The organism is Cytophagaceae bacterium (genome assembly GCA_016722655.1).
GTDB lineage: Bacteria > Bacteroidota > Bacteroidia > Cytophagales > Spirosomataceae > Leadbetterella.
Map to the genome: position 1 here is coordinate 826,633 of JADKIR010000005.1, position 12,601 is coordinate 839,233.

Annotated in this window: 11 protein-coding genes and 1 pseudogene; 5 read left to right on the forward strand and 7 right to left on the reverse strand. The window is 36.6% G+C overall.

All coding sequences use genetic code 11. The features are described from left to right. From IPP61_19415 to IPP61_19430, 4 genes and pseudogenes are all read right to left on the reverse strand, one after another. Positions 1 to 1,319, reverse strand: a pseudogene (locus IPP61_19415) (UDP-glucose/GDP-mannose dehydrogenase family protein). Between the two features lie 354 nt (positions 1,320 to 1,673). Continuing rightward, on the reverse strand, positions 1,674 to 2,450 hold the full coding sequence (locus IPP61_19420; GenBank protein MBL0327298.1) for a DUF3108 domain-containing protein: 777 nt from the start codon (positions 2,448 to 2,450) through the stop codon (positions 1,674 to 1,676). Between the two features lie 192 nt (positions 2,451 to 2,642). Next, positions 2,643 to 3,692, reverse strand: a complete 1,050-nt coding sequence (gene recA / locus IPP61_19425) for a recombinase RecA (protein ID MBL0327299.1) — start codon at positions 3,690 to 3,692, stop codon at positions 2,643 to 2,645. A gap of 115 nt (positions 3,693 to 3,807) precedes the next feature. Beyond that, positions 3,808 to 4,374, reverse strand: a complete 567-nt coding sequence (locus IPP61_19430) for a DUF1080 domain-containing protein (GenBank protein MBL0327300.1) — start codon at positions 4,372 to 4,374, stop codon at positions 3,808 to 3,810. Positions 4,375 to 4,479: 105 nt separating this feature from the next. Here IPP61_19430 and IPP61_19435 point away from each other — a divergent pair, with 105 nt between their 5' ends. The 3 genes from IPP61_19435 to IPP61_19445 are packed head-to-tail and all read left to right on the forward strand — an operon-like array spanning position 4,480 to position 7,113. Continuing rightward, positions 4,480 to 5,793 (forward strand): DEAD/DEAH box helicase, encoded by a 1,314-nt coding sequence (locus IPP61_19435; protein MBL0327301.1) that lies wholly within the window; start codon positions 4,480 to 4,482, stop codon positions 5,791 to 5,793. Positions 5,794 to 5,816: 23 nt separating this feature from the next. Beyond that, a complete protein-coding gene (locus IPP61_19440) occupies positions 5,817 to 6,317 on the forward strand; it encodes an NUDIX hydrolase (GenBank protein MBL0327302.1) in 501 nt (166 codons plus the stop codon). Further along, positions 6,289 to 7,113 carry a DUF3822 family protein gene (locus IPP61_19445; GenBank protein ID MBL0327303.1) on the forward strand — a complete coding sequence of 275 codons (825 nt, stop codon included), beginning with the start codon at positions 6,289 to 6,291 and terminating at the stop codon, positions 7,111 to 7,113. The genes IPP61_19440 and IPP61_19445 overlap by 29 nt, the downstream gene beginning before the upstream one ends. A 3-nt stretch (positions 7,114 to 7,116) precedes the next feature. Here IPP61_19445 and IPP61_19450 read toward each other — a convergent pair whose 3' ends face one another. After that, positions 7,117 to 7,455: a hypothetical protein gene (locus IPP61_19450; protein MBL0327304.1), complete on the reverse strand. Its 339-nt coding sequence runs from the start codon at positions 7,453 to 7,455 to the stop codon at positions 7,117 to 7,119. Positions 7,456 to 7,512: 57 nt separating this feature from the next. Here IPP61_19450 and IPP61_19455 point away from each other — a divergent pair, with 57 nt between their 5' ends. After that, positions 7,513 to 8,388, forward strand: a complete 876-nt coding sequence (locus IPP61_19455; GenBank protein ID MBL0327305.1) for a ribose-phosphate pyrophosphokinase — start codon at positions 7,513 to 7,515, stop codon at positions 8,386 to 8,388. Positions 8,389 to 8,390: 2 nt separating this feature from the next. Next, entirely contained in the window at positions 8,391 to 8,957 is a 567-nt protein-coding gene (locus IPP61_19460) for a 50S ribosomal protein L25 (GenBank protein MBL0327306.1), read from the forward strand. A gap of 77 nt (positions 8,958 to 9,034) precedes the next feature. On the opposite strand, the gene IPP61_19465 is transcribed toward IPP61_19460, so the two are convergent. Further along, entirely contained in the window at positions 9,035 to 9,733 is a 699-nt protein-coding gene (locus tag IPP61_19465; protein ID MBL0327307.1) for an NAD-dependent deacylase, read from the reverse strand. A gap of 34 nt (positions 9,734 to 9,767) precedes the next feature. Then, a complete protein-coding gene (topA, locus tag IPP61_19470) occupies positions 9,768 to 12,239 on the reverse strand; it encodes a type I DNA topoisomerase (GenBank protein ID MBL0327308.1) in 2,472 nt (823 codons plus the stop codon). Between the last annotated feature and the right edge of the window lie 362 nt (positions 12,240 to 12,601).

Consider the following 12,601-nt stretch of genomic DNA (forward strand, 5'->3'; position numbering starts at 1 on the left):
TTAAATTTTTGCAGATATGGTTTCGCGGCCAATCGAGAAATAATCATAGCCCATAGCTTCCATGTCTTTAAGTTCGTACAAGTTTCTTCCATCAAAGATAACTTTTGTTTTCAATGCTGCCGAAAGTTTCTCAAAATCAGGTGTTCTGAATTCCGGCCATTCGGTCATAATCATCAGGGCATCAGCACCTTCAGCTGCTTCGTAAGGATTTTTGGCATATTTAACTTTTTTGCCAATCTCTTTTTTCACATTGGCTACAGCTTCAGGGTCAAAAACTACCACTTTCGCACCTGCTCTTTTCAATGCTTTAATATTGTACAGTGCCGGAGCTTCTCTGATGTCATCGGTATGAGGTTTGAAGGCAAGTCCCCAAAGTGCTATAGTTTTGCCTTTAATACTACCACCAAAGTACTCTTTAACCTTGGAACCAATTTGGTTTTTTGTCTTTCGTTTACAAGCATCACCGATTTTAGGATCTTGAAATCGTATCCATATTCTTTGGCGGTTTGTCCCAATGCCTGTACATCTTTAGGAAAGCAGCTACCTCCATAACCAATTCCCGGGAAAAGGAATCTTTTTCCAATGCGGCTATCAGTACCTATGCCTTTCCTTACATTATCTACGTCAGCACCGGCGATTTCACAAAGATTGGCAATCTCATTCATAAATGTGATTTTCATTGCGAGGAATGAATTTGCAGCATATTTTGTCATTTCGGCAGATCTTTCATCCATAAAAATTACCGGATTCCCTTGTCTAACCAAAGGAGCGTATAATCTTTCCATTATCTCTTTGGCTCTTGTAGATTTGGTACCAATTACCACACGGTCAGGCTTCATAAAATCTTCAACCGCAACACCTTCACGCAAAAATTCAGGATTAGAAACTACATCAAAAGGTACTTTGGCATTTTTCTGAACCGCTGCACTTACCTTTTCGGCAGTCCCAACCGGAACAGTACTTTTATCTACAATCACAGCATAATCTTCCATCGTATGACCCAACTGATCGGCTACACCTAGTATATATTTCAAATCTGCAGAGCCATCTTCACCCGGAGGGGTAGGTAAGGCTAAAAATATCACTTCGGCACCTTTTATGCCTTCCTTTAAGTCAGTTGTAAATAGTAATCTGTTTTCTTTACGATTTCTGTCAAACAAAATCTCAAGACCTGGCTCATAAATGGTCATTTTTCCTTTTTTCAGGCTTTCAACCTTTTCTTTATCAATATCAATACAGGTTACATAATTTCCTGTTTCTGCAAAACAAGTACCAGTAACTAAACCTACGTATCCGGTACCAACTACGGCTATTTTCATTTTTTTTAATTTTTAAAAGTGAATTACTCTACAAAGCTATATTAACTAATTTTATTTTTCATATACATATCCTATTTTTTTTACATAAACTATCAAAAACAGTAACTTTATTTATCAAAGTACATAGGAACCCCTACATTTTAACATATCAATGTTACTTTTTTCAAATTCAGACACCAAAATTCTTTTCAAAAAATGCAAAAACAAAGAATCACATTTTTTACAAAATGATATTGGTACAGGGAACAATCCCTAAAGGAAATTTTATGATTATTTATTATGAGAGAGCTGAGATCGAATGGTTATTTCAATCCCGGAACTTAAGTTCCAAATTAATTTATACAAAAATCAAGCCTATTTCCAGTTAAATGGAAATTTTTGCCCCTGATACTTTTTTATTTCCATAATTACGGTACCTATGGAAAAATCAATTTCTACCTGTATCGGCACTCTGTTGTTATCATCCGACACCCAGATTCTGATGGCATTTTCACCTTTAAAAAGGTCATTACGAGGTAGTATAGGATTTAATTTTAAAACTTTAATTTTACCAAAACGAGTATTTACAGTACCTTTTCCTGTGTATTTTATTTTCATTGGATACAATTCCTCATCAAAAAATACAGGTGCTGAATATGTCTTTCCTACTGGTTGACCGCTGAAGTCGAATGTTCTGATTAAATAATAAGCTGAGATTACGTCCTGGATGTTGTTTGGTACTGAAAATGATTTTGTTTCATCTTTTTCAGTTTTTAAAACTTCATTTTTTTGGTGATTAAAAGTCATCACCTGATCTCTTTTAAAGTTATTTTCACGGGCACTGTAGATAAATCGTTGCGGGACAAAGGCGAGTGTATCCAAATATGTACGGTAAGTATTCCTTACTTTAAAAATATTTGTCATTCCGGCTGTACGGCCTACCACATTTATCTTATAGCATGGTCTTTGGTTAACGTTAAAAATCTTTTCATCAACATCCACATTGGCTTCACCTATGGTAAAAAAACCATATTTGATTTTATAAAAATAGGATTCTCCGGCTACGAATGAATTATTTTCCACAAAACGGTAGTCGCCTTGAAGTCCGAATCCAAACAATGCCAAAGAAATTATAATTAAAAAATAACGCATAGAAATATTTTCAATCACAGGAATAAACAAATGTTGTTATCTGTTCAAAACTCAAAATAAAACTCCAACTGTCGGTTATTATTACTTTTCCTTTTACAAAAATAAAACCAGAAGGAGTATAATATAGTAATTAACAAAAAAAAAGTGCCTCCAAACAGAAGCACTCTTTCTAATTTCTATCATTAGAATCTATTAATCTATTGATGCATCATCAAGATTCTTGTCCATAAGGGCATCAGCATTACCTGACACCGTACTTTTGATTTTCTCCTCCAGTTCGGCCATCAATTCCGGATTGTCTTTGATTAAAGCTTTCACGCCATCTCTTCCCTGACCGAGTTTATTGTCGGTATAAGAAAACCATGAGCCTGATTTTTTTACAATATCAAGATCTACCGCCAAATCCAACACTTCACCCGATTTAGAAATCCCTTCGCCATACATGATGTCGAATTCAATCACTTTAAATGGAGGAGCAACCTTGTTCTTTACCACTTTTACCTTGGTGCGGTTACCAATTATATTTGAATCATTGTCTTTTATCTGCCCGATTCTCCTGATGTCAATCCTTACTGAAGCATAAAATTTCAAGGCATTACCTCCGGTGGTGGTTTCCGGACTACCGAACATCACCCCGATCTTATCTCTCAACTGATTAATAAAAATACAGCAACAACCTGTTTTATTAATAGTACCGGTCAGTTTTCTAAGTGCCTGAGACATTAGTCTGGCCTGAAGTCCCATCTTGCTGTCACCCATTTCACCTTCCAGTTCGGCTTTTGGAACCAATGCAGCCACTGAGTCGATTACACATATGTCAATTGCCCCTGAAGAAATCAGATGTTCGGCAATTTCCAATGCCTGCTCACCATAGTCAGGTTGAGAGATTAAAAGGTTTTTGGTATCAATTCCGAGCTTTTCAGCATAAACTCTGTCAAATGCATGTTCAGCATCAATAAAAGCTGCAATTCCACCTGCTTTTTGAGCTTCGGCAATGGCGTGCATTGCGAGTGTAGTTTTACCTGAAGATTCCGGACCATAAATTTCTATTACTCTTCCTTTAGGAAAGCCACTTACACCCAATGCAAGGTCTAATCCCAAAGAACCGGTTGAAATTACCGGCACGTCCATAACTTTGGTATCACTCAACCGCATTACGGTACCTTTACCATAAGCTTTATCAAGTTTGTCGAGTGTTGACTGTAAAATTTTAAGTTTGTCTGCGTTGTTATCGTTTGCCATTTTCTAATGATTAATTTTGTGCTACAAATCTATATAATATTTTTAGTAATGTCCTGCTATATTTTTTAGCATTATTTATATTTATTTAATTTTCAAATACTTACAAACTATAAAATCACAGTTCTTTAATGAGAATTTTCTTCCAGGCCACTTTGATTCCTCCTCCATCATGGATTTGTAGTGCAATTTTTCCATCTATTTCACCTATAGCCTTGTCCTTCAAAAATATCATCTGCACTCCATTGACCCATGTGGTAACTTCGTCATTTTGAACTAATATTTTCATCGTATTCCATTTATTCATCTTCACATTATCAATTTTGGGGTCGGGTTTTATCAACCAACCTCTTTTGTAAGATTCATAGATTCCACCCGAAAAATGTCCCGGAGGAGCAACTTCTGCCTGCCATCCGGCTACTTTAGTTCCTTCAATATCAGAATGGAAAAATACTCCGCTGTTTCCGTTGGCTTCAGGTTTAAACATTAGCGTAAGCTCAAAATCTTTAAACTTTTTTTCTGTTGCCAGATAGCCATAACCTTTGTCGGGTCCGCTTTCACAAACCAGATTTTTGCCTTTAACATACCACTTTTCTGTACCATAAATCTGCCAGCCATCCAGATTTTTACCATTAAACAGGCTTTTTTGGGCAATTGAATTTGAGGCAAAAACAAAAGAACCCATAGAATTGAATTTATTTTCATATATTATTTGTTTAGAATAGTTTAAAAGTAACCAATACATTCGAAATCAAAAAATTACTTTTGCTTTAGAATTTAAAATTCAATTATGAAGTTTAACGATTTAAATATCAACAGATCCCTCCTCAACGCTCTGGAAGACATGAGTTTAGAAACGCCAACCTCTATCCAAACCAAAGTATTTTCAGAGGTCATGTCAGGAAAAGATTTGGCAGGAATTGCGAAGACAGGTACAGGAAAAACCATTGCTTATTTACTTCCACTCATAAGAATGTGGAATTTCTCAAAAGAAAAATTACCTCAAATTGTAATTTTGGTGCCTACACGCGAGTTGGTTGTACAAGTACAGGAAGTTGCCAAAAAACTCACATCTTATATTTCTTTTGACACGGTAGGTGTTTATGGCGGGGTAAACATAAAGACACAGATTATAGAATTACAAAATGGCTGTGATTTACTGGTTGCGACTCCCGGAAGATTTATTGACCTGGCAGCAGCCGGAGTATTGAAAGTAAAAAATATCAAAAGACTCGTTTTGGATGAATTTGATACTATGCTGGATCTGGGTTTCAGACCTCAGCTGGAACAAATATTTGACAAAGTGCCTGAAAAACGTCAAAATCTCTTGTTTTCTGCCACAGTTACCGAGGATATTGAGGCACTATTGGAAGATTATTTTAAGAGTCCGGCAATCATTGAAGATGACTCTCTTTCGACTCCGCACCAAAATATCAATCAGAGAGCTTATATTTTACCTAATTTCGAATCAAAGATTAATCTGCTGGAGGTTTTGTTGAGCAATGACCCTGAAATGACCAAAAATCTGATTTTCGTTTCGGAAAAAGGCAAAGCCGACATACTTTTAGCTGAGCTGCAAATCAGAGGAATCGAAAGCGTGGATATAATTCATTCCAATAAATCTCAAAACTATAGATTTAATGCCATTTCCAAATTTTCTGAAGGCGAAACCCGTACACTTATTGCTACTGACATAGGTTCACGTGGCCTGGATATCCCGATGATAAGCCATGTAGTAAATATGGACCTTACCGACCAACCCGAAGATTACATCCATAGGATTGGACGCACTGGCCGGGCCAGTCAAAACGGAAAAGCAATTAGTCTATTAACAGAAAAAGAAAATACCACGCTTGAAAAAATTGAAGAGCTCCTGAATTATAAGATTTCAAAAGTTGAATTGCCAAAATTTCTTGAAATCTCAGATCAATTATTTGATTTTGAAAAAGAGTACCAGCCCGTCAAATTTATAAAAACCAAAACTCAAAAAATAGACGGGGTGGCATTTCATGAAAAATCTGAGAAAAACAAAAAAGTAAACAAAAAACGTAACATAGAAAAAGAAAAGCAAAAAAATACGGGAAAGCCTATAAAAAGGAAATAAAACCAAGTTAAGCAGCAAGATTTATGGCTTCGGAAATTGTTGAAAAGATTTATGGAAAAAAAAACAGAATCAGGGTCTGCGGAATATTATTAAAAAATGACCAGATACTTATGATAAACCATTCGGGCCTGAATGAAGAAAATATTTTCTGGAGCCTGCCTGGTGGTGGTGTTGATGAAAATGAAGATATAAAAGAAGCTTTAATAAGGGAATTCAGAGAAGAAGTAAATCTTAAAATTAATATAGGAAATATTCTATATATTAATGAAGCCAAAATTGGAGCCTTACACGCTATTGAATTTTACTTTCAAGTATTTAGTGAAGAACAGGAACCCACCCTCGGACATGACCCGGAACTCAATATTTTAACCGGAATTGACTGGAAAAGCATTGAAGACTACCGGCAAATAAAACATTCCCACAGAATTAATATTTTTGAGGGATATAATTCATTCAATGATTTCGCAAGCCATATTTCTTTCCTAAATTTGTTAAATGGAGCCAATTTTCAAAATAACCGATGACCGCTTTGATTCAGAACTGATTGACCAGTACGATTTGGTTGTTGAATGGCAGGATAGCCGCTTGAAAATTGCACTAAAAAACAAAAAAAACGGAATATTCTTTTGGTTTGAAGATTACTTCCTTGGAAATTATTCAACTTTTGATAACTCAATAATCGATATAAGTAAAATTTTCAATTCTCATCAATTTTTGAAGGCCAATTTCTGGAATTCAATTACCTTTTTAATCGACACACCTCTTTTTGTGAAAATTGAAAATATCTTTTTTGATTCCCATATTCCCGCTATCGATTATTTAAAAGCAGTTTTTCCGCAAATTATCGAATCTGAAATCAGGGCGGAAGCCATTGAAATTGGCGATAGCCATTTTGTATTCGGGATTTCCGAGAATATTTTCACATTCCTTTCTGAAACCTATCAAAATAAAACTATAAATATTAAGCCCAAATTGGCCCATTTGGCAGAAACTCTTACAAAAAAAGGCTTTCTCTCAAATAGTAATTTATTGATATTAAATGACAAATGGTTTGATTTAATAATAATTTCTGATGGAAATTTTTCGATAAAAAAAATGCCGTTTTTAAGTAATGAAATCAAAAGAAAGTATATCGAATTATTAAGGCACGGTAACCAAAAGACCTATTTATATGGCGAAATAACGCCCTTTTCGCATGTTTACAAAAAAATAAAATCTGAAATTGATAATATAGAAATAGGAAAACTACCCTCTGGAAACCGATTTTCCCAGTATTTTGAAGAAATGCCCGAACAAAGGCATTTAAGTCTTTTTTTGTAAAAATTATTTCCTGAAAGTATAGTCGAAACCGTACTGAACTTTTAGATTATAATCAAAATATTCAATCGCCCTTTCAACTTCCTTTCCTTTTACCGCAATAAAATAAGGCTTTTTGCCCCTTTTATTGACTAACTTAGTATCCACTTTGTAAATTGTTCCTTCGGGAAAATTCTTAATAAATCGGCTTGGGATACTTACTTTGAGGTTTTCGGGTACTTGTTGGCCGTTGATAGTCTTTAATTTCATTTTGTCAGACTTCAAATCATATAAAGCCTCGGCATACACATCTAGGAAATATTTTTTAGAGAATTCTGGAACTTCGTCCACTAAAGACAATTGCATTTTAGTAATTTTTATAGATTCTGACGCAATTTAAATCCAATATTTGAAAAAAAATAGGTGAAAAGTATATTTTTTTGTACGCGATTTGCAGACAGCGAAAGCTCGGTCAATTTTGACGAATCGGTCAGGGGTTGTGATTTATTTCTATGTCAGGCCACATTTCCTAATGCCGACAATCTGATGGAATTACTCCTGATGATAGACGCAGCAAGAAGAGCCTCAGCTCACTATGTGGTTGCGGTTATTCCTTATTATGGTTATGCCAGGCAAGACAGAAAAGATCGTCCAAGAGTTGCAATTGGTGCAAAATTGGTAGCCAATATGTTGCGGGCAGCCGGGGCAGACAGAATCATGACGCTTGATTTGCATGCAGGTCAGATTCAGGGATTTTTTGACATTCCGGTTGATCACCTTGAAGGAACGTCGGTATTTGTGCCATACCTGAAGACTAAAAATATTGAAAACCTGATTTTTGCTTCCCCTGATGTGGGTGGTGTGTCAAGAGTTAGAAAGTTTGCAAGTTTTTTCGAAGCTGATATTGTGATTTGTGATAAGCAAAGAAAAAAAGCAAACGAGATTGCTGGAATGCAGCTTATTGGTGACGTAAAAGATGCCAATGTGGTTTTGGTTGACGACATGATCGATACCGGTGGTACTATTTGTAAAGCCGCCGAACTGATTATGGAAAAAGGTGCGAAATCGGTTAGAGCAGTAGCGACTCATGCGGTGATGTCGCACAAAGCACATGAAAATATCACCAATTCGGTTTTTACAGAGGTGATAGTATCGGATTCTATTCCTTTAAAAATGGATAATCCGAAAATAAAAGTTATTTCGGTAGCTGAGCTTTTTGCTCATGCCATCGGAAGAATCAGAGACAATGGATCTATTAGTTCATTATTTATAAATTATCAACATCAAATTACATTTTAATTATGAAAGTAACTGAGATTGTAGGGTTTAAAAGAGCGAATCTCGGTCGTCAGGCTGCTCAGGAGTTGCGTGCACAAGGCATGGTTCCGGGTATTCTGTATGGCGGAGCAGAGCAAGTGTCATTTTATGCACCGGCTTATTTGTTCAGACCACTTATCTTTACGCCTGATGCGTTTGAAATCAAATTGACTATCGAAGGAAAAGAGTACACTGCCATTCTTCAAGACAAGCAGTTTCACCCTGTTAACGACCTTCTGGTACACGTTGATTTACTTGAAATCACTCCTGAAAAGATTATCACTATTTCTATTCCGATCAGATTGACCGGTACAGCAATAGGTGCAAAAAAAGGGGGTAAATTGGTACAGACTTTGCCGACTATTAAAGTAAAAGGACCAGCTAAGGATATTCCTGATTTGGTAAACCTTGATGTTACTGATCTTGATTTAGGAAAATCTATCAAAGTTAAATCTCTGGAGCTTCCGGGACTTACTATTTTGGATCCTGAAGCAAATCCGGTAGCAAACGTGGCAATCCCTCGTGCATTGAGAGGTACATTGAACGCTTAATAAGATTTTCTTATTTTATGCAAAAAGAGCTCCAAAACGGGGCTCTTTTTTTATGCAAATTATTAAAAATGAAGGAATTATGAGATTATTTTTTTTATTCTTTCCAATAAAATATCGATTCCCTCCACCGCAGTTTTCTGAATAAATTCTACATTTTTGGTGCTAAAAGAATAACCTGGCAAAGAAGGGTCTATGACATATTTTGGCACTTCAATTCCTACATAACCCACCAATCCGGCAGCTGGATATACCTGCAAACTTGTGCCAATGACCACGAAAATATCAGCATTAAGACAAATATCTGCCGCCGGGTCTATCATTGGGACCATTTCACCAAACCACACAATATGTGGTCTCAACTGACCGCCATCTTCTGCCAAATCCCCCAGATTAATTGCCTTATTTTCAACTTCATAAATCAGATCAGGATTTTTCACACTTCTGACTTTTGAAAGCTCTCCATGCAGATGCACCACATTTTTTGAACCAGCCTTTTCATGCAGATTATCAACATTTTGCGTGATAATAATAACATCAAAATCCTTTTCCAGATCAGCAAGAACGAGATGAGCATGATTTGGCTCTGCCAAATATGCCTGTTTTCTTCTTTCATTATAAAAATCGAGCACCAATTGCGGATTCTTTTTCCAGCCTTCGGGGGTGGCGACTTCTTCAATGGCATAGTTTTCCCATAAACCACCCATATCACGGAAGGTTTTCAGGCCACTTTCGGCACTGATACCTGCACCTGTAAGTACAACTAATTTCTTTTTCATAAAAAAAAGCACCCTTTTGAGGTGCCGTTTAATTTTAACTTTCTGCCAGTTTCAAACATTCTTCAAGTGTAAGACTGGCAGGCTCGGTACCTTTTGGAATCTTTACATTCCGTTTACCCACCTGAATATAAGGCCCGTAACGCCCGTTCAATACCTTCACTTTATCATTTTCGGGAAATTCTTTTATGATTTTCTTGGCAGCGGCCTCCTTTTGTTCGGCGATAATCTCAGCTACTCGCTTGTCATCAATCGTAAGAGGATCATCAGTCTTACCTATGTTGTAATAGGTTGGGCCATGTTTGATATATGGTCCAAACCTTCCCTTGTTGATTACCACCGGCTGACCGTCATAATCAGCCATATCGCGGGGAAGAGAGTTGTCCGTTCCGTTTTGACGAGCCGTAATAATCTCTATTGCTCTTTCTTTGGTTACAGTCAAAGGATCTTCTCCTTTCTCCAGATTGATATATTTGCCATTGTACAACACGTAAGGACCATAGCGGCCTTCATTCACCACAATCGCATTTCCCTCATGTAAACCTAATTCCAAAGGTAATTTTGGCCCTTGTAAAATCGCCAGAGCCTCTTCGAAAGTGATATTGGAAATCAGCGTTCCTTTTTTGATAGAAACAAAAGTCGGTTTGTCTTCATCTGTGGCCTCACCGACCTGAATATATGGACCAAATCTTCCGATTTTTGCAAATATTTTCTTTCCGGAATCCGGGTCAACGCCTAGTTCAAAAGATCCGGCAGCTTTGGCTCCATTTTCACCGGTAGCTTCTTCTATTTTATGATGGAATTCTTTATAAAAATTCTCGATCATCTTTTGCCAGGAAACTTTCCCTTCGGCTACGTCGTCAAATTCATTCTCTACTTTGGCAGTAAATTTATAGTTGAGTACATCTTCGAAGTTTTCGACCAGATAATCATTTACTATTATTCCCAGGTTAGTAGGAAATAATTTAGCTTTTTCAGCACCAAAGTTTTCAGTGCCCACAGTGCTTGAAATCTCACCGTCTTTCAATAAGTAATCTTTAAATTCCCTTTGGAAACCTGGTCGATCTTCTTTAATGATATACTCTCTTTTTATTACCGTAGAAATAGTAGGAGCATAAGTGGAAGGACGACCAATACCCAATTCTTCAAGTTTCTTCACCAGTGAAGCTTCGGTATATCTTGCCGGTGGACGGGAAAACCGTTCTGTGGCTTTCAACTGTTTCAGTGCCAGCTCCTGCCCTACTGACAATGGCGGCAACATATCTTTGTTTTCTTCATCTTCGTCATCAGTCGATTCCAAATACACTTTAAGGAATCCTTCAAATTTAATGACTTCACCTGTTGCGGTAAGTTCCTCTGGTCTGGTAGAAATCCCGATTTTGGCGATTGTCCTTTCAATCAGGGCTTCGGACATCTGGGAGGCAATCGCCCTTTTCCATATCAAATCATAAAGCCTTTTTTCATTGCGGTCATTCCCGGTTTCAGATACTGAAAAATCAGTAGGTCTGATGGCCTCGTGAGCTTCCTGAGCCGATTTATCTTTGGTTTTGAAAACTCTGGGCTTAGAGAATTTCTCACCATAAGCATTAATAATCTGAGATTTGGCATTATCGATGGCTTCCTGCGACAGATTGGTAGAGTCAGTACGCATGTAGGAGATTTTACCCGATTCGTATAGTTTCTGTGCCAAAGTCATGGTTTGCAATACCGAAAAACCAAGTTTTCTTGAAGCCTCCTGCTGCAAAGTTGAAGTTGTAAATGGCGGTGCCGGACTTTTAGTGGTAGGCTTAACTTCCAATCCATTGATTTTGTAAATAGCCGGCACACAATCCTGCAAAAACTTCTGAGCTTCACCTTCAGTTTCAAAATTTTTGCCTAATTCAGCGGTAAGGACTTTATTTTTTTCTACTAAAAACTGTGCTACAACCTTAAAAGATGATTTGGATTGAAAACTCTCAATTTCTCTTTCCCTTTCTACCACAATCCTCACTGTAACTGACTGAACACGACCCGCTGAAAGGTTTTTTCTGTCACCGGCTTTGATTTTTTTCCAAAGTACCGGCGAAAGCTGAAAACCCACCAAACGATCCAGAATACGGCGTGCCTGCTGTGCGTTAACCAGGTCAATATCAATATGGCGAGGAGTCTCAATAGCCTTATTTATTGCATTTTTGGTAATTTCTCTGAAAACTATCCTTTTGGTATCATCGCCAAGATTCAGAGCTTCTTTCAGGTGCCAGGAGATGGCCTCTCCTTCGCGGTCATCATCAGTCGCGAGCCAAACTTCCTTACCTTTTGCAAGATTCTTGAGTTCATTAACCACTTTTACCTTGTCAGAAGAAATCTGATAATTGGGTGCAAACTGATTTTCGACATCAACCCCCAACTCTTTTTCCGGAAGATCTCTGATATGACCAAAGCTCGACTTTACGATAAAATCGCTTCCTAAATACCCTTCAATTGTTTTTGCTTTGGCTGGAGACTCTACTATTACCAGATTTTTTGACATACTTAATATATAAATGTACAGAAACCTAAATGTGAAATTTGGGGCAAAATAAGTATATTATAATTTTAAACCGAAACTTTTTTTAAACATAAGACTCAAAAATGCTTTTTTTAGCCATGTATTTAAGGGTTTTTTCTATCAAAAAATCAAAATATAGATATAAATAAGCAAACACAACAAAACACCATTTCTTGAAATATTTATATTATATTAAGGATTTCAAAAATCTAATTTGAAAAAAAACATACCAAACTCGAAGTTTTTCCTATTTTTAAAAAAATATTTTTATAAAAAATTTAACTTGAAATAATATATAAAAACTTATTATTCAATACTTTAATAAATTTGAATCATTAAAATTT